Raw genomic sequence first — 17,771 nt, 5'->3', positions numbered from 1 at the left:
TCCTAACGCGGAAAAGAGAACAATGCAAGAACAAAATGCGGCTGGCAATCGGGGGCGGCTTTGGGTAAAGGTAAGTGATGCTGACGGTGATGTTGGAATGCGAAAACAGCGAGCCCGAGCTCGCCTACACCCTCTCCGTGCTCGTTTCGGGCGCGGTGGACGGCGTCGTCAGCGAAGTGATCGTCCTCGACCGCGGCTCCCAGGATGGCACCGCCCGGCTCGCGGACGCCGCAGGCTGCAAGTATCTGCAGAACTGGACGCTGAGCGATACGGTGCATGGCGCGCGGGGCGAATGGCTGCTGTTTCTTGAGCCAGGCGCCCGGCCGCAGAGCGGTTGGGTGGAAGAAGTTCTCGAATATGCCTCGATCGACGGCAAGCCGGCGCGGTTTTCACAATCGCGGCGGTTTCGCAGGCCGTGGTTCCAGCGCCTGATGCGACGGAACCAGCCTCTCGAAGACGGCTTGCTCGTCCGCAAGCGCGATCTGCTCGCGGCGCTTAAGTCTGGCGCCGATATGGCGGGGTTCGCGCGCGGGGCTGCTGCCCGGCGACTGCGGTCGGAACTTATACCGGCATGGGTCTTGCGCGGTAGGACCCGGGAAGCCTCCGCGTAAAGCCGGGTTATCGCACTGGCGCAATCCAATCATCGTCGCAACCACTGATGATCTCGATCGGTGCAGGCTGGCCACCTCACGATGGGTCAGCGAGATCGATCATCGCTGCGGTTTTCATGGGTGATCGCTGAAATCAGTCGTTTCATGCGATGATTCACCGCAAGTTCGGACTAGAATTAGTGGAACCTTAAGTCCAGCGCCGTAAATTTACGGTTCTACGCGGGAGGCAGTGCTGCCTCGCTGCGCCTATGGGACGCCGAGAGGACCTGATGACCAATCTGAAGATTGCGCACAAGCTTTACCTGCTGGTTTTCGCGTTGATGGCGGCCTTCGCCGTCGCTGTGACATTCGAAATCCGCGCGTCCACCGACGCGGTTTACAACGAGCGCTATGAGATGTTGCGCACGGAAACGGAAACGGCGGTTTCTATCCTCAAGCAGTTCCATGAGCGTCAACTCGCGGGCGAATTGACCGAGGAACAGGCGCGGGCCCAGGCCTATCAGGTCGTCAACGGCATGAAATATTCGCCCGACGGATACTTCTTCGCCTATGACTACGATCTCAACATGGCTTTCCATTACGACAAGGACAAGGTCGGCAAGAATCTGCGCGGCAAGCCTGATCCCAAAGGCAAGCTCTATCGTGAAGAACTGCTGAAGCTCGGCCAGAGCGGCGGCGGACGCACCGATTTCTATGCGTCGAAGCCCGGCGAGCCGAAGGACGCCTTTTTCCGCAAGAGCGCCTATGCGCTGTCCTTCGAGCCCTGGAAGCTCGTTGTCGTCACCGGCCTTTATATCGATGATCTCGACGCCCAGGTGAACGGGATGATCGCGCAGGCCGTCGCCATCATCCTCGCCATTTTCGCACTGGGTTCGGCGCTTGCCTATTTCATCATGCGCTCGATCACGAAGCCGCTCGAAGATGTCCGGCAGGCGCTCGGCGCTGTGGCCGATGAAGATACGGCGATCACCGTGCCCCATGCCGGGCTTCGCAACGAAATCGGCATGATGGCTCAGGCCACGGCCTCGCTGCAGTCCAAGATCCGCGAGCGGCACGAACTGGCCGAGCGTGAAGCGCGTCAACAGCGCGAACTCGCCGCCGAACGCGAATCGAACGCCCGCCGCGAGACGCAGGACGCCGAAGCGCTCCAGCGCGTCGTGCAAGAGATTGGCGCCACCATGGAGCAGCTCGCCACCGGCAATCTCACGGTTCGCTGCAGCGATCTCGGCGCAAAATATGAGACGCTTCGCCTCAATCTCAACAAGTCGCTGTCCAAGCTCGAAGGGGCGATGTCGAAGGTCAACCGCAAGGGCTCCGACATCGGCGCCTCCAAGGATGAGATCCGCCGCGCCTCCGGCGAGCTTGCGCTTCGGACCGAGCGTCAGGCCGCCAATCTCGAGGAGACATCCGCGGCGATCGACGAATTGTCGGTCACCGTCCGCCAGACGGCCGAGGGCGCGCGCGAAGCCGCCAACCGGGTCTCGACCGTCAGCTCCGACGCCAACAGCTCCGACAGGATCGTCGCCCGCGCCATCGACGCTATGAGCGGCATCGAGAGATCTTCGAGCGAGATCACCAAGATCATCGGCGTCATCGACGAAATCGCCTTCCAGACCAACCTGCTGGCGCTGAATGCCGGCGTCGAGGCGGCCCGCGCCGGCGAAAGCGGCAAGGGCTTCGCCGTCGTGGCGCAGGAAGTGCGTGAACTCGCCCAGCGCTCCGCCGCCGCCGCCAAGGAGATCAAGGAGCAGATTTCCCGCTCCTCCACCCAGGTCGCCGAAGGCGTAGAACTCGTGGGCCAGGCAGGGGAGGCGCTCAAGCGCATTTCCGGTCAGATCGCCGCCGCCAACTCGATCGTCGAAAAGATCGCCCACAGCGCCCAGGAACAGGACGCGACGCTGAAGAGCATCGCGAGCTCGGTCAACCAGCTCGATCTCGCCACCCAGCAGAACGCAGCCATGGCCGAGGAAACCACCGCCTCCGCCCAGGTTCTGGCCGACGACACCGAGGAACTGGTCAAGCTGATCAGCGCCTTCCGCGTTCACCCCAATGCAGGCGCGCATCACGCCGAGGCGGCGTGACCATACGGTCTCTCGTGAAAAAAGCCCGGCGCCTCGCGGTCGCCGGGCTTTTTGTTGGATTGAGAGTTATGCGGCTGGCTGCACCGTGAGCCGGACGCCGAAATCGTCCTGCAGGTAAACGAAGATCTTGACGATCTCGTCCGCATGCGGCCGACCCTTCAGGCCGAGAATCTCGTTGATCCGATCGGGCTCGATGCCGGTTCCCGCAGCCAGACGCGTCACCTCCGTGGTCGCCTGCACGATATCGGCGATGAGCTGGAGCCCGATGCCGAGATCGCCCGAGAGAAACGCGCTCGCGGCTTCGGCCAGCATGGCGGCGCGAAGGGCTCCGTCATGTTTGAGACGGGAGCGCACCGTGTCCATAAATTCCTGTGGCAGGCTCATGATCCCGATCTCCGCTCGGCGCTGAGCAGCGCAAGGAACCCTTTTATATTAGAGCATTGCGCAAGATGCGTGAAGACCGCCGCGATCATTGGCGGCGATCTTCTGCCGGGGATCATCCCGCAATCTTGCTGAAATCCGCCACCGTGCTGGTCGCGCTGCGGATGGCGGCGAGAAGCGCAAGGCGATTGGCGCGGATCTCCGGGTTTTCGTCGTTCACCAGCACGTCGGTGAAGAAGGCGTCCACGGGGCCGCGCAGCTTGGAGAGCGCTTCCATGGCGGCGGCGAAATCCTCGCGCGCCACGGCCTGAGCCGCGCTCTGGCTGGCGTTGACGATCGCCTGATGCAGCGCGGTCTCTGCCGGCAGTGCCAGCAGCGACAGATCGATCCGTTCGGCGGCCTTCGTTCCCTTCTTCTCCTCGGCGGCGAGCAATTGCGTGGCGCGCTTGGTTCCCGCCAGCAGGTTCTTGCCGTCCTCGGTGCCGATGAAGGCCGACAGGGCTTCCACTCGGTCACTCACAGAAACAAAATCGTCTAGGATGAAGCTACCTGCGACACCAGGCGTCGCCATCCATGAAGCGCCGTAGTTTGAAGAGCCAAATACTGCATCAACTAGGTCATAGCGCTTACCATCAGATTTCATCTGAGCAATAAACCGATCAGCTAGAAATCCAACAAGATCTTCATCCAAGTGATTGTCAATGTATTCAACGCCCTTTTCAGATCGTTGATCATTCAAACACTTACGAGCGTCCTCAATCATAAACCGCAACCGGGTGCTAATCCGGCTCTGTGTGATAATTCTAATTATACCGAGTGCGGCGCGGCGCAGCGCATAGGGATCCTTCGAACCCGTCGGCTTCTCGTCGATTGCCCAGAAACCAACAAGAGTGTCGAGCTTATCGGCTAGCGCTACGGTTATCGCTACAGGATCAGTGGGGACTCGGTCGGAAGGACCTTGCGGTTTGTAGTGTTCCTCAATTGCTACCGCGACCGCTGCGTCTTCACCCTGCAGCGCCGCATATTTGCGGCCCATGATGCCCTGCAGTTCCGGGAATTCGCCCACCGCTTCGGTGCGGAGATCGGCTTTCGCGAGCACTGCGGCGCGGTCGGCAAGCGCGGCTTCGGCGCCGGTGACGTGAGCGAGCTTGGCCGCCAGCGCGCGGATGCGGCTCACGCGCTCGCCCTGGCTGCCCAATTTGGCGTGGAAGGTCACATTGAGATGGTCGAGCTTGGCCATGCGCTGGTCGAGCGGCTTGGAAAGATCGAGGCCGAATTTCACTGCCGACGCCTTCAGCGTGTCGAGATCGGGCAGGTCGCCCTGGTCGCGCTTGTAGAAATGCGCCGCATCCGACAGGCGGGCGCGCACGACCTTGCCATTGCCGTGAATGATCTCGGCGCCGCCGTCCTTGGCTTCGATATTGGAGATCAGGATGAAATGGTTCGACAGCGCCTCCTGGCCATGCAGGCGGGTCACGAAGCATTTCTGGTTGGTCTTGATGGTCAGCCGGATGATTTCGGCGGGGATCTTCAGATAATCCTCTTCGAAGCTGCCCATCAGCACATGCGGATATTCCACCAGCCCCGACACTTCCTCGAGCAGGCCCTCGTCCTCGACGAGGTCGAGCCCGGAGGCGAAGGTGATGTTCTTGGCGTCGGCGAGGATGATTTCCTTGCGGCGGTCGGCGTCGAGAATGACCTTGGCCTTTTCCAGCGACGAAACATAGTCCGAGAACCGCTTGACGGTGATGGCCTCAGGCGCGTGGAAACGATGGCCATAGGTCACGTTGGAGGCCACAATGCCGTCGATTTCGAAGGGAATGACCACCGGTTCGTCATGCTCGGGCCCGAAGGTGCAGACGATCGATTGCAGCGGACGCACCCAGCGCAGCGAGCCCGGCTTGGCGGAGGCTGCGCCCGAGCGCATGCTCTTCGGCCAGGGGAAATTGCGGATGATGCCTGGCATCACCTCGGTGATGATCTCCTCTGCGGTGCGGCCATGCTTGTGGATCGTCGCCACATAGAAATCACCCTTCTTCGGGTCCGATTTCACCTGCGCCTGATCGATCGAGGCGAGGCCGGCGGAGCGCAGGAAGCCGTCGATGGCCGCCTGCGGCGCTTTCGTGCTCGGTCCCTTGCGCTCTTCATGCTGGTCGGCGGAGCGGGCGGTCAGGCCGCGAATATCGAGCGTCAGCCGGCGCGGCGTCCAGTACTCGCGCGCGCCTTCATAGGTGAGGCCTGCTTCGACCAGCGCATCCGTCAACAGCTTTTTCAGATCGCCCGCGGCCTTGCGCTGCATGCTGGCGGGAATTTCCTCGGAGCGGAGTTCAAGAAGAAGATCGGGCATGGTGTCTTTCGCTTTCGCGGGCGGATAGGGAAATGTCGCGCCGGACCTAGCAAGTTCCGCGGCGCTTGTCATGCCTGAATTGCGCCCGGTCCCATGCTCGGAAACCGCGAAATATCAGGCGTCGCTAAAGTTTTAACGGAGCCTTGCAAGCTTCATTAGCGGGCATGACCTATTCTGATCCTCCAAGCCATTTCAGGGGGAAGCCCCATATGCCGCAGGCAGTCTGGAATGCAATGCCCATCTGGGGTCTGGTCACCACCCGCGCCATGCTGCGCTGGACGCTGAGCGACAAGAGCCGCGACGAGGTTCTCTCCGGCGTGCTCAACGAAATCATTTCGACGCGCGAATTCGACCTCGGCCCCTGCGCCGCCATCTTCAACGAAACGCCCTATGGCGGCCGCCACAAGCTGCTCTATCACACCCAGGCGGACTGGTGCACCATTCCCTTGGAGTATGATCCCCAGTCGGGCCAGGCGCAGCCGCTCTGCGCGGAGGATAGGGCGCGATCCTATCTCCTGCCGCTGATCGACCGCAGTTCGGGGGCGATTTTCGGCTCGGTGCTGTTCCTCGGCAAGAGCCGCCGCCGCATGGACGAGGAGCGGATGGCGGTACTGCGGCTGCTGATCTGCGATCTCGCCGACATCGTTCTGTCGCGCCGCCGCGCCGACGCCGACCATCAGTTCGCCGATCTCGTCGAGATCTCGACCGACGAAATCTATCTCATCGATCCCGAAATGCTGGAGATCTTCCGCGCTAACGGCACGGCGACGATCAAGACCGGTTACCGTGAAGACCAGTTGATCCGGATGACGCCGGTGTCGCTCAAGCCCGACCTGACGCTTGACGAATATCGCATTCTGATCAATCCGGTGATTACGGGGCGCGAGAAATTCGTGACCTTCGAAACCTTCCACTCCCGTCGCGACGGCAGCCAGTACCGCGTCACCGTCAAAGTCATCTCGCTCAGGGGCGAGAAGGGCGAATGCCTCGCCGAAGTGGTGTTCGACACGACCGAAGAACAGCGCAAGATGCTCGGCATCCTGCAAGCCGCCTTCGAGGCCTTCCCGGGCGGCATCGCCGTCTTCGATCATCGGCTCGACCTGATGATCGCCAACCGTCATCTCTATGAGATGCTCGATGTGACGCCGGACGCCTTTCCGCCGGGCGCAAGCTTCGAAAGCCTGATCCGCATCAATGCCGAGCGCGGCGAATATGGCGACGGCGACATCGACGCGCTGGTTCTGGAGCGGGTCAATCACGCCCGGCTGTTCCTGCCGCATAGTTTCGAGCGGGTCAGCGCCAATGGCCGCGTGCTCGCGGTGCGCGCCGAGCCGCTCGCCGCCGGCGGCTACATTCTCAGCTACACCGACATCACCGTGCGCAAGCAGGCTGAGATGGAGCTCATCCGCCATCGCGACCAGCTGGAGGATCAGGTCCGCGAACGCACGCTGGAAATCGAAGCCCAGGCGCATGCGCTCGAAGAGGCGCTCAACCACGAAAAGCAGATCAATGCGCTGCAGCGCCAGTTCGTCTCGATGACCAGCCACGAATTCCGCACGCCGCTCGCCATCATCGACGGCGCCGCCCAGCGGCTGCTCCGCCGCAGGGGCGCGGTCGATCAGGACTTTCTCGTCGAGAAGACAGGCCAGATCCGCGCCTCGGTAGCGCGCATGGTCGAGCTGATGGAAAGCTTCCTCTCCGCTGGTCGCATGACGACCGGCAAGATCGAGCTCAATCTCGCCGAATGCTCGATCAAGACACTGATCGAGCAGGCGGTGGAGCGTCAGCGCGAATTCTCCAAGCGCCATCGCTTCCATGTGGATCTGCAACTCCTGCCGGACAAAGTCCGCTGCGATCCGCTGGGGATCGGCCAGGCGATCACCAATCTGCTGTCGAACGCGGTGAAATACTCGCCGCACGCCCCCGACATCGAGATCACCGGCTGGGACGAAGGCGATTACGCCGTGATCTCCTTCCGCGATCATGGCGTCGGCATCGACCCCGACGACATACCGAAAATGTTCTCGCTCTATTTCCGCGCCCGCACCTCCACGGGCATCGCCGGCACGGGGATCGGGCTCAACCTCGTCAAGCAGATCGTCGATCTGCATGAAGGGGACATCAGGGTCGACAGCGAGCGGGGGCAGGGGTCGACATTCACCCTCATCCTGCCCGTGCATGGACCTGCAACCAAGCCGCAGGCGGAGCGCGCAAACGCGCCCATCCGTCCGGCCCAGCAAGACGAAAGGATATCGGCATGATCACCATTCTCTGCGTCGAAGACGAAATGGACGTCCGCGAGCTGATCACCGAGGAGTTGGAAGACGCCGGCCTGCGCGTGCTTCAGGCCTCCAACGGCAAGGAAGGGCTGGAGAAAATTCTACAGCACCGGCCTGATATCGTCATCTCCGACATCACCATGCCGGAGATGGACGGGACCGAGCTTCTGGCGGAATTGCAGATCAACTATCCGCAATTCGCCAACATGCCCTTCATCTTCCTGACCGCGCTCGCCGACCGGGAAAAGATGCTCGAAGGCATGCGCGCCGGCGCCGACAACTACATGACCAAGCCCATCGATTTCGATGTGCTGATGGCCAAGATCCAGGGCCTCGCTCTCCGGATCGAAAACCGGGTCGCGGCGGGGCTGGAGTTTTAGGCGACCGGCCTCTCGGCGAGCATGTCCAGATGCAGGCGCTGCATGCGCCGCATGAAAAGGATGGTCGTCACGAAGAAGGCGAGTTGGACGACGAATGAACTGATGTCGATAGCAAGGGCGACGTTTTCCGAAACGGGAGTCTCCTGCGTCAGGGTGATGGCTTTTGAAAGGATGAAGCGTAAAGAGAAGAGCGCTCCGGCCATTGCTCCGAGGTGAAATGGCCGTTTTACGGGTTGCTCGCCGGCGCTTTTGGTGTGCAAGGCGATCTGACTGAGTGCGAAGAGCGGCATGATGTAAATCAGCACGGGCGCATAAATGCTCAGGGATGCGACCCAGGGTGAAAGACTGAAGTTATCGTTTTCCCGCCGCAGGAGCTTCACTGCCCCATAAATCCAGGCCGACATGATGATCGTGGTGGCGAAAGAGGTGATGAGCCCCAGATAGCTCAGTATTTCCGGCCCCGGCCCATAGACGAATTCCAACACCAGTCGGTTGCCTGAAGCCCAGCTCGGCCAGAATACGAGAGTGTCGTCCAACAGCCAACAGGCATAGGCGACAAGACCGGCGGCGACAAAACTTTGCGGCCCCCGCCGCACGATCCAGGCAGAAAATTTCATCGACCGTCCAATCGCAAGGATTGCAAGAGTGCCGCACCGTCGCAATCAGGGCATCGAATTGTCAACTGTCGAAGTCATTCTTCCGTGTGCAAACGTCAAGCCGCTTGGCGATGGCCCAGTCAGCCTTCGACGAGTTCCACTCCGAGCGAGCCCAGCGCCTTCCAGTAATCCGGATAGGTCTTGCCCACGCAGAGCGGATCGAGAATGGTGACGCCGTCGATCTTGAGGCCGGCCAGCGCAAAGCTCATGGCGATGCGGTGATCGGCGAAAGTGTCGATCTCGGCCGGCAGGCGCTGGCCGATCAGGCTCGGGTCCGAGGCCACGATCAGGTCGTCGCCCTCTTCGGTCGCCAGCCCCGGACGGATGGCGTTGAGGCCGGTCGACAAAGCGCGGATGCGGTCGCATTCCTTGACGCGCAGATTGGCGATGCCGACGAAGCGCACCGGCGTTTCGTTGAAGGCTGAGAGCACGGCGATGGTCGGGATCGCGTCCTGCATCTGCGAGCCGTCGATCACGGCGGGAATATGCGGGAAGGCGGAGATGACCTCATAGGCCTTGGCGTCCGGCTGGGTGAAGGCGCCGGCGTCCACGCCGATATCGATCTTGCCACCGGTGAGCGCTTCCGCCGCCCAGAGATAGGTGGCGGCCGAGGCGTCAGGCTCGATATGGTAATCGGCGGCGACATAGCCGGTGGGCTGCACGCGCCAGGTGGCGGGCGAGGTCTGCTCGACCTCGGCGCCGAAAGCGCGCATCGAGGCGAGCGTCAGGTCGATATAGCCGCGCGCGCCAATCTCGGCGCCGGCGAGTTCGATGTCGAAGGGTTCGCTGGCGAGCGGCGCGGCCATCAGCAGCGCCGAGACATACTGGCTGGAAAGGCCGGCGTCGATCACCACGCGATTGGTGGTGAAGCGTCCCTCGGCGTCAACGGTCACCGGCGGGCAGCCGGTCGGCGCCTCGATCTTGACGCCGAGCGAGCGCAGCGCCTCGACCAGCGGCAGGATCGGCCGCTTGCGCATATGCTGGTCGCCATCCACCACGAAGCGCCCCTTGGCGAGCGCCACCGCCGCCGTCAGGAAGCGCGTCGCCGTGCCGGCATTGCCGAGAAACAACGGCGTAGCAGGTTCTTTCCAGACGCCGTCGCTGGTGACGACGAAGGTTGTCGCGTCGGGCTCGTCGACCGTCACGCCCATGGCGCGCAGCGCCTCGGCCATATAGCGGGTGTCGTCGCTCTTCAGCGCGCCGGTCAGCCGGCTCACGCCCTTGGCGAGGCCAGCAAGCAGCAGCGCGCGATTGGTGATCGACTTCGAGCCCGGTGGGCTCACGCGGCCTTCGAGCGGCTTGGAGGTCGGGACGATGGTGAGTTTCTCAAGCGTCATCAGGCGATCCGAAAGAGCGGTGCGTGGGAGCCGGCCCCGTCGATATCACGGCGAGGGCCGGATGCGAATTGTCTGCGGCGGACGGCTTACGCCGTCCAGTTGACCCCGCCGGCGTCGGTCAGCAGGAAGGCTTCGCCGCAGGCTTTGGCCAGCGTGCGCACGCGCAGGATATAGCTCTGGCGTTCCGTCACCGAGATCACGCCGCGCGCGTCGAGCAGGTTGAAAACATGGCTCGCCTTGATGCACTGGTCATAGGCCGGCAGCACGCATTTGTGCAGGCGCTGATTGTCCTGGTCTCCGGGCGCGCCTGCGGCCAGCAGCGCTTGGCATTCCTTTTCGGCGTCGATGAAATGCCGGTGCAGCATCTCGGTATTGGCGTATTCGAAGTTATGCCGAGAATATTCCTGCTCGGCCTGCAGGAAGACGTCGCCATAGGAGATCTTCTCGGCGCCCTCGCGGCCATTGAAGTTGAGGTCGTAGACATTGTCGACGCCCTGCACATACATGGCGAGCCGCTCGAGACCATAGGTCAGTTCGCCCGCCACCGGCGAGCATTCGATGCCGCAGACCTGCTGGAAATAGGTGAACTGGCTGACTTCCATGCCGTCGCACCAGCATTCCCAGCCGAGACCCCAGGCGCCCAGCGTCGGGCTTTCCCAGTCGTCTTCGACGAAGCGGATGTCATGCAGGAGCGGATCCAGCCCGATCGCCGCCAGCGAGCCGAGATAGAGCTCCTGCAGGTTCGACGGATTGGGCTTCAGGATCACCTGATACTGATAGTAATGCTGCAGCCGGTTCGGGTTTTCCCCATAGCGTCCGTCCGAGGGACGACGGGACGGCTGCACATAGGCGGCCTTCCATGGCTTGGGGCCGAGCGCGCGCAGCGTGGTCGCCGGATGGAACGTGCCGGCGCCCACTTCCATGTCGTAAGGCTGCAGAACCGCGCAACCCTTGTCCGCCCAATAGTTATGCAGGGTCAGGATCAGCGCCTGGAACGAGCGCTTCGGGTTCATATGATCAGGGATCGCGGACATGACATCTACCTCGGCAATTGCTGGCGGCTGAGTGCCATGGCGGGCGGGAAGGGTCAAGGCCCTTGCCGTGTCAAGCGCCGCGTCCCGCCGCCATCACTCCGGCAGATGGCAGACGGCTTCGATGTTATGGCCATCCGGATCGAGCACGAAGGCGCCGTAATAATTCTCGTGATAATGCGGCCGCAGCCCCGGCGCGCCATTGTCCCTTGCCCCTGCGGCCATCGCAGCTTCATGGAAGGCGCGCACCGCAGCGCGGTCCTTGGCCTGGAAGGCGATATGCAGCACGCCGGTCACCGGCCCGCCGCTGCTGATCCAGAAATCCGGTTTGTCGACGCCGTAGCCGGCATGCGCCGCCCCGCCCGTCATCTCCGCCGTCACCTCCATCATCCGCCCCGCGCCGATGGCCGGCATGATCGCATCGTAGAAAGCGCGGGCGCGTTGATAGTCCGAAACCGGAAAACCGATATGGTCGAGCATGCTGTCCTCCATGTATGTTCTCTAAATGTTCTAGATATTTCCCGTCGGCTGTCAAGCGATCCGCTTGATTTTGTGGGGCTCAAATTGATCTGCTTCAAGGCGCGTCGGACGCTTCCCCTGCAGTATTCGGCGCAACATCGGGAAGGACCGCAGGATGGACAGACAAGGCCTGACAAACGATCAAGCCGCTGCGCGCCGTCTCCAATTCGGCCCCAATGCCTTGCCGGAACGGAAATCCCCGTCCTTCTTTCGCGTTTTTCTCCGTCAGTTTCTCAGTCCGCTGATCTACATCCTGCTTGCCGCCGCGGCCCTCTCGGTTTTTCTCGGCGATGTCGAGGATGCCGGTTTCATCGGCGTGGTTCTGCTGGCGAATGGTCTGATCGGGGCCGTGCAGGAGTTTCAGGCGGGCAAGGCGGCGGCAGCGCTTCGGCAGATGGAAGAGGCGCGGGCGATCGTCATCCGCGACGGCGAGCGCCAGGAACTTCCCGCCCGCGATCTCGTTCCGGGCGATCTCGTCTGCCTTGAGGCGGGCGGACGCGTGCCCGCCGATCTCAGGCTCATCGAGGTCAATGACCTCCGCTGCGACGAGTCGCTGCTGACGGGCGAACCCGATGCGGTGCGCAAATGGCCGCGCGACGACGACCAGGGCGATCTCAGGGCCTCCACCGCCTTTTCCGGATCGATGGTCACGCGCGGTCGGGGTCTGGGCGAGGCGGTGGCGACGGGGCTGGCGACCGAGTTCGGTAAGATCGCCGCCGCAATCAGCGGATCCCAGAGCGAACGCCCGCCCTTGCTCGTCCGGCTTGAACGCTTTTCGAAAAATCTGGCGATTGCGGTGCTCGTTGCAGCCGTGCTGCTGATCGCCGCCGGCTGGCTGCGCGGCATGCCGCTTGCCGAGCTGTTCATGGTGTCGGTCGGTCTCGCCGTCAGCGCCATTCCCGAGGGATTGCCGGTGGCGATCACCGTGGCGCTTGCCATCGCCATGCGGCGCATGGCGCGTCGCAATGTGATCATGCGCAACATGCCGGCGATCGAATCGCTGGGGTCATGCACCATGATCGCCACCGACAAGACCGGCACGCTGACCATGAACGAGCTGACCGTCACCGACATTCTCCTGCCGGACGGCTCCGAAATCACGCTCGAGGATCACCGCCCGCCTCAGTCGATCGAGGACGAGCCGCCTCTGTCGCATGCCCATCCGCAGGCCGGCCCTCGTATGGCGCGGCTTCTACGCGCCGCCTGCCTTCCCAATGAAGCCAGTCTGGTGTCGGAAGAAGAGGGCTGGCGCGGGCTGGGCGACAGCGTCGACGTCGCCCTCCTGCACGCCGCGCGCAAAGGCGGCCTGATCCATGCCGATGTGCTGGCCGACCATCCGCTGCTCAGCCGCATCCCTTACGAGCCGGATCTGAAATACGCCGCCTCTTTCCATGATGCGGGCGACGAAATCAGGATTTTCGTCAAGGGTGCGCCGGAAACGCTCGCCGCCATGGCCGACGCAATGGCGATCGGCGAAGACGACCAACCGATCGATCGCGCTCTGCTGGCCGCGCAGAAGGATGCGATGGCGGAGCGCGGATTGCGGGTGCTGGCCTTTGCGGAGGGCCGGATCGCCTCGGGCGCCAGCGGGCAGCTTACCGGCGCGCATCTCGCGGGGCTGACCTTTCTCGGTCTCGCCGGCATGAAGGACCCGCTGCGGCCGGAAGTTCCCCAGGCGATGGCGGCCTGCGCCGCCGCCGGCATCGGCGTGGCCGTGGTCACCGGCGATGATCCGGTCACCGCCGCCGCCATAGCCCGCGAAGCCGGTCTTCGGGCTGAGGACGACGAGATCGTGACCGGCCCGCAGCTGGCCGAGGCCGAGGCGAAGGGACCGGCGGCGGTCGACGCGCTTACGGCCAAGGCGCGCATTTATGCGCGGGTCGAGCCGCTGCAGAAGCTCGCCATCGTCCGGTCGCTGGCCCGGCGCGGACATATCGTCGCCGTCACCGGCGATGGCGTCAACGATGCGCCGGCGCTGAAAAACGCTCATGCCGGCGTCGCCATGGGCCGCAAGGGCACGGATATCGCCCGGGAAAGCGCCGATATCATCGTCACCGACGACAATTTCGCCTCCATCGTCGCGGGCGTGCGCGAGGGTCGCGTCGCCTTCGCCAATATCCGCAAAGTCATCTTCATGCTGGTGGCGACGGGCGCGGCGGAGGTGCTGCTGTTTCTGTTCACCGTGCCGCTCGGCCTGCCGATGCCGCTGCTGGCCGTCCAGCTTCTCTGGCTCAATCTCGTCACCAATGGCGTTCAGGATGTGGCGCTCGCCGCTGAACAGGCGGAAGGCGACGAACTCGCTCAGCCTCCGCGCCGGCCGGACCAGCCGATCTTCGATCGCGTGATGATCGGGCGCATCGTGTTTGCCGCGCTGCTGATGGCCGGCGGCGGCTTTGCTCTCTATTATTGGCGGCTTCAGGCTGGCGCGCCGATCGAGACGATCCGCAACGAACTGCTTCTGCTGTTCGTGATGTTCGAAAATGTGCTGACGCTGAGCGCCCGCAGCGAGCGGGCCAGTCTGTTCAGCCGGCGCTTTTTCTCAAATCCCCTGCTGCTTGCGGGCGTCGCGATCACCCAGCTTCTGCATGTCGGGGCCATGTATGTGCCCGGCCTCTCCGGCACGCTCGGAATCAGTCCCGTGACCTTCGAGGAATGGGCGATGCTGCTCGCGCCCGCCGCAGCTCTCTTGCTGGCGATGGAGACCGAAAAGGCGGTGAGGCGGCGCTCTAGGCTTCGTCGGGGCGCTTGACACGATATTCGCCCGTCGCCGGATCCTTGACCAGCGTGCCGATCGCCCCGGTCTCGGTCTCGCGCCGCTTGGCGGCGTTGGCCTTGGCCAGTTTCAATGCGTCGGCGACGAATTTCTTGTAGACCATCCAGCCGACAAGCCCGATCACGACGACGAAGATGATCTTCGAAAAACCCACGTTCAGATCCTAAAGTCCGTATCGGCTCCACCAGAGCCGCTCCTCCGCGGTCGAGATCGCCGCTTCCGCGGCGCCGGCGCCGATTTGTCCGCCCAATTGCGGCGCGGTCGAACGCCCGGAAATCATCCGGGCCACGAAGCCGCGCGAGGCCTCGACCTGTTCGATCTCGACATCGTCACCATAACGCAAGCGCAGTTCGGTTTCCATATCGCCGAGCGCATCGACGAGACCGAGCGCCAGACCCTTCTCGCCGGACCAGAACAGGCCGGTGAACAGCGTGTCGTCCTCGGCCAGCTTGCCGGCGCGGCTTTCCTTGACCATGTCGATGAACACTTTGTGCACGTCGAGCTGCAGCGATTTCAGATGCGCGATATCGCTTTCCTTTTCGGGCATGAACGGATCGAGCACCGACTTGTTTTCCCCGGCCGTGTAGATGCGGCGTTCGACGCCAACTTTCTTGATCAGTTCGGTAAAGCCGAAGCCGCCGGAGATGACGCCGATCGATCCGACGATCGAGGTCGGGTCGGCGATGATTTCGTCGCCGGCGAGCGCGATCAGATAACCGCCGGAGGCGGCGACATCCTCGACGAACACCAGCACTTTCTTCTCATGCTTCTTGGCGAGCGCGCGGATCTTGTAGAAGATCTGCCGTGACTGCACCGGCGATCCGCCGGGCGAATTGATGGCGATGGCCACCGCCGGCGCCTTCTTGGTCTCAAAAGCGTCTTCCAGCAATTCCTCGACATTGGCGAGATTGAGCGCCGGCCTGAACTGGCTGCCCCCCGCCTGGATCACCCCCGACAGCCGCACCACAGGGATCTTGACCTTCTTCTTGCGGAAGCGGGCGGGAATGAGACGGCTGAGAAAACCCATTGATTGTTCCTGATCCTGCGTGCGGTCGTTCAGACGGATATAGGAGAGCGCGAGCCCCTTTGGAAGGCCCTAGCGGCGCGGCGCGAGCCGGCGATAGGCCGCGCGGCCATTGTTGAGGTCGTCGACATCGGGAAGGAATTTATGCGAACCTTCCGGATGCATGAAAACAGGTGCGCGAAACACCGGCCGCGCCCGTGATCCCTTGATCCCGTTGACCAGCAGCCGGATGGCGCTTTCGCCCTGGCGGGGGTGGATCATCGTGAATTCCAGTCCGCCGAAGCGCTTGCCGCAGGCGCTCATGATCTCGGCGATCGATTCCGGTCTTGCGATCAGCGACATCTGGCCGCCGGGTTTCAGGATGGCGCCGGCGGTGCGGATCCAGGCGTCGAACAGCCCGTCCTGCAGCACATGCGCTTGCGCTTTCAGACCATCCGGCGCGCGCCGGTCGCCGGCATGGTTGAAGGGCGGGTTCATGATCACATGGTTGAACATGTCGTCCGGCAGACCCGCGGCCACCCGTTCGCGACCTTTCAGGGTCACATCGGCCTCGATCAGCCGGGCGCGGGAGGCGACGGGAGCGTTTTCCGGCAAAGCCAGCGTCTTTTCCGCATAGGCGATCATGTCAGGGGATTTCTCGACCAGCGTCACCCGCGCCGCCTCGAGCCGCGCAGCGACGCCCAGGCCCGCCGCGCCCGCGCCCGCGCCGAGGTCGGCGACGTCGATCGGCCCGTCCGCATCCACCATCGCGGCCAGCAACATGGCGTCCATGCCGGAGCGATGGCCGCGCCCCTTGGGTTGGACGAGGTAGAAGCGGCCGAAGTGAAAGGCGTCGATCGTGTCGTTCACGCCCTGATCATCCTCAATCGCCGCAGCCTGCGATGCGTTGGCGTTCATCTTAGCTCCCCGCCGAGGCCGGCGTCCCGAAGCGTCCGCCGCGCCTCGTCGATGCGCTCGTCTTCCACAAGAAGCCGACGTTGCAGGATGCCGATCGAGCCTTCGAGCACGCTCATGCCCTGGTCCGCAATGAAACAGACGATGTCCCGGTCTTTGAGCAGGCTTTCGGCGTAGGACATGGTCACCGGGTCGTTGCTGCGCATGATTTCGATCACTTCACGCTCCCTGAGGGTCAAATTTCGTCAATTCATGGGCGCCGGGTCAATTCGCCTCTTGCCGCTCGGCCCCTTGGTTTTTATGGTCCGCCCAAAGAATTCAACAGGAGCCGGTTCCTTGGGCGTGGTCATACCGCTTGATGAAAGCAAAAACAAACAGGCGTCCATCAAGCCTCTGGTCGATCTGACCAAGGCCGACATGGAGCGCGTGAACCAACTCATTTTGTCGAAGGCTGGTTCCGACGTCCAGATGATCCCGGAAGTCGCCAACCACCTGATTTCCTCGGGCGGCAAGCGTCTGCGCCCGATGCTGACGCTCGCGTCGGCCAATCTGTTCGGCTACAAGGGCGAAGGCCATGTGAAGCTCGCGGCAAGCGTCGAATTCATGCATACGGCGACGCTTCTGCATGACGATGTCGTCGATGAAAGCGACATGCGCCGCGGACGCAAGACGGCGCGAATCCTCTGGGGCAACCAGGCGAGCGTGCTGGTCGGCGACTTTCTGCTAGGTCAGGCCTTCAAGATGATGGTCGAGGTCGGTTCGCTCGACGCGCTCGATGTGCTCGCCACCGCCGCCACCGTCATCGCCGAGGGCGAAGTGCTGCAATTGTCGGTCGCCAAGAACATGGAGACGACAGAGGACGACTATCTGCAGGTCATCCGCGCAAAGACCGCCGCGCTCTTCGCCGCCGCCGCCGAAGTCGGCCCGATCATCGCCGGCGCCAGCAAGGCCGATCGCGCCGCGCTGCGCTCCTACGGCATGAATCTGGGTCTCGCCTTCCAGCTCGTCGACGATGCGCTGGATTACGGCGGCAAGGCCGCCGAACTCGGCAAGAACACCGGCGACGATTTCCGCGAAGGCAAGATCACGCTGCCGGTCATTCTCGCCTGGCGGCGCGGATCCGAGGATGAGCGGGCCTTCTGGCGCAAGGCCATCGAAGGCGGCGAATCGACCGAAGAAAATCTCGAGCGCGCCATGGGTCTGATCACCAAATACGGCTCGCTGTCCGACACGATCGCCCGCGCCAATCATTACGGCACCATGGCGCATGACGCGATTGCGGCTCTGCCGGCGTCGCCGCTCAAGTCGGCTTTGATCGATGTGATCGAATTTTGTATTGCGCGCGTCAACTAATTGCCTGTTTCGCCCTGTAGCGCCGGACGCTTAAGCGCGCGTCCGGATCTCTTGTGAGGTCTGGCGAATTGTGGTCTTAAGGATTCTTATGATTTGCGTCGTCGG

Annotated in this window: 16 protein-coding genes; 6 read left to right on the top strand and 10 right to left on the bottom strand. The window is 62.9% G+C overall.

Annotated elements, in window-relative coordinates:
* Positions 1 to 77 precede the first annotated feature (77 nt).
* Together E8Q41_RS16305 and E8Q41_RS16300 are read left to right on the top strand one after the other, a co-directional pair.
* Positions 78 to 611 carry a glycosyl transferase gene (locus tag E8Q41_RS16305; RefSeq protein ID WP_137156608.1) on the top strand — a complete coding sequence of 178 codons (534 nt, stop codon included), beginning with the start codon at positions 78 to 80 and terminating at the stop codon, positions 609 to 611.
* A gap of 269 nt (positions 612 to 880) precedes the next feature.
* Positions 881 to 2,692: a methyl-accepting chemotaxis protein gene (locus tag E8Q41_RS16300; protein WP_137156607.1), complete on the top strand. Its 1,812-nt coding sequence runs from the start codon at positions 881 to 883 to the stop codon at positions 2,690 to 2,692.
* Positions 2,693 to 2,758: 66 nt separating this feature from the next.
* Here E8Q41_RS16300 and E8Q41_RS16295 read toward each other — a convergent pair whose 3' ends face one another.
* Positions 2,759 to 3,076: a hypothetical protein gene (locus E8Q41_RS16295; protein ID WP_137156606.1), complete on the bottom strand. Its 318-nt coding sequence runs from the start codon at positions 3,074 to 3,076 to the stop codon at positions 2,759 to 2,761.
* Between the two features lie 112 nt (positions 3,077 to 3,188).
* Positions 3,189 to 5,420 (bottom strand): glycine--tRNA ligase subunit beta, encoded by a 2,232-nt coding sequence (gene glyS / locus E8Q41_RS16290; protein WP_137156605.1) that lies wholly within the window; start codon positions 5,418 to 5,420, stop codon positions 3,189 to 3,191.
* Between the two features lie 209 nt (positions 5,421 to 5,629).
* Between glyS and E8Q41_RS16285 the strand changes: the two genes are divergently transcribed.
* On the top strand, positions 5,630 to 7,681 hold the full coding sequence (locus tag E8Q41_RS16285) for a PAS-domain containing protein (RefSeq protein ID WP_170976516.1): 2,052 nt from the start codon (positions 5,630 to 5,632) through the stop codon (positions 7,679 to 7,681).
* On the top strand, positions 7,678 to 8,079 hold the full coding sequence (locus tag E8Q41_RS16280; protein WP_137156603.1) for a response regulator: 402 nt from the start codon (positions 7,678 to 7,680) through the stop codon (positions 8,077 to 8,079). Before E8Q41_RS16285 ends, E8Q41_RS16280 begins: the two co-directional genes overlap by 4 nt.
* On the opposite strand, the gene E8Q41_RS16275 is transcribed toward E8Q41_RS16280, so the two are convergent.
* The 4 genes from E8Q41_RS16275 to E8Q41_RS16260 form a co-directional block, all read right to left on the bottom strand.
* Positions 8,076 to 8,696 (bottom strand): hypothetical protein, encoded by a 621-nt coding sequence (locus E8Q41_RS16275; protein WP_137156602.1) that lies wholly within the window; start codon positions 8,694 to 8,696, stop codon positions 8,076 to 8,078. The two genes, E8Q41_RS16280 and E8Q41_RS16275, sit on opposite strands and share 4 nt — an antisense overlap.
* Before the next feature lie 119 nt (positions 8,697 to 8,815).
* Positions 8,816 to 10,072 (bottom strand): 3-phosphoshikimate 1-carboxyvinyltransferase, encoded by a 1,257-nt coding sequence (locus E8Q41_RS16270; RefSeq protein ID WP_137156601.1) that lies wholly within the window; start codon positions 10,070 to 10,072, stop codon positions 8,816 to 8,818.
* A gap of 86 nt (positions 10,073 to 10,158) precedes the next feature.
* Positions 10,159 to 11,106 (bottom strand): glycine--tRNA ligase subunit alpha, encoded by a 948-nt coding sequence (locus tag E8Q41_RS16265; protein WP_137156600.1) that lies wholly within the window; start codon positions 11,104 to 11,106, stop codon positions 10,159 to 10,161.
* Positions 11,107 to 11,199: 93 nt separating this feature from the next.
* Positions 11,200 to 11,583: a VOC family protein gene (locus tag E8Q41_RS16260; protein ID WP_137156650.1), complete on the bottom strand. Its 384-nt coding sequence runs from the start codon at positions 11,581 to 11,583 to the stop codon at positions 11,200 to 11,202.
* A gap of 154 nt (positions 11,584 to 11,737) precedes the next feature.
* Between E8Q41_RS16260 and E8Q41_RS16255 the strand changes: the two genes are divergently transcribed.
* Positions 11,738 to 14,371: an HAD-IC family P-type ATPase gene (locus E8Q41_RS16255; protein ID WP_137156599.1), complete on the top strand. Its 2,634-nt coding sequence runs from the start codon at positions 11,738 to 11,740 to the stop codon at positions 14,369 to 14,371.
* On the opposite strand, the gene E8Q41_RS16250 is transcribed toward E8Q41_RS16255, so the two are convergent.
* The 4 genes from E8Q41_RS16250 to E8Q41_RS16235 form a co-directional block, all read right to left on the bottom strand.
* Complete coding sequence (locus E8Q41_RS16250) at positions 14,349 to 14,549, bottom strand: hypothetical protein (RefSeq protein ID WP_137156598.1); 201 nt, start codon at positions 14,547 to 14,549, stop codon at positions 14,349 to 14,351. The two genes, E8Q41_RS16255 and E8Q41_RS16250, sit on opposite strands and share 23 nt — an antisense overlap.
* Positions 14,550 to 14,558: 9 nt before the next feature.
* Entirely contained in the window at positions 14,559 to 15,422 is an 864-nt protein-coding gene (locus E8Q41_RS16245; protein WP_137156597.1) for a S49 family peptidase, read from the bottom strand.
* A gap of 69 nt (positions 15,423 to 15,491) precedes the next feature.
* Positions 15,492 to 16,316 (bottom strand): methyltransferase, encoded by an 825-nt coding sequence (locus tag E8Q41_RS16240; protein WP_137156596.1) that lies wholly within the window; start codon positions 16,314 to 16,316, stop codon positions 15,492 to 15,494.
* A complete protein-coding gene (locus E8Q41_RS16235) occupies positions 16,313 to 16,531 on the bottom strand; it encodes a DUF2007 domain-containing protein (RefSeq protein WP_137156595.1) in 219 nt (72 codons plus the stop codon). Before E8Q41_RS16235 ends, E8Q41_RS16240 begins: the two co-directional genes overlap by 4 nt.
* Positions 16,532 to 16,649: 118 nt before the next feature.
* Between E8Q41_RS16235 and E8Q41_RS16230 the strand changes: the two genes are divergently transcribed.
* Positions 16,650 to 17,666 (top strand): polyprenyl synthetase family protein, encoded by a 1,017-nt coding sequence (locus E8Q41_RS16230; protein WP_137156594.1) that lies wholly within the window; start codon positions 16,650 to 16,652, stop codon positions 17,664 to 17,666.
* Positions 17,667 to 17,771 lie beyond the last annotated feature (105 nt).

Origin of the sequence: Rhizobium sp. FKL33, assembly GCF_005222915.1 — a bacterium.
In the GTDB taxonomy this organism is placed as follows: domain Bacteria; phylum Pseudomonadota; class Alphaproteobacteria; order Rhizobiales; family Rhizobiaceae; genus Rhizobium_E.
This window is presented reverse-complemented; position numbering and strand designations above follow the sequence as displayed.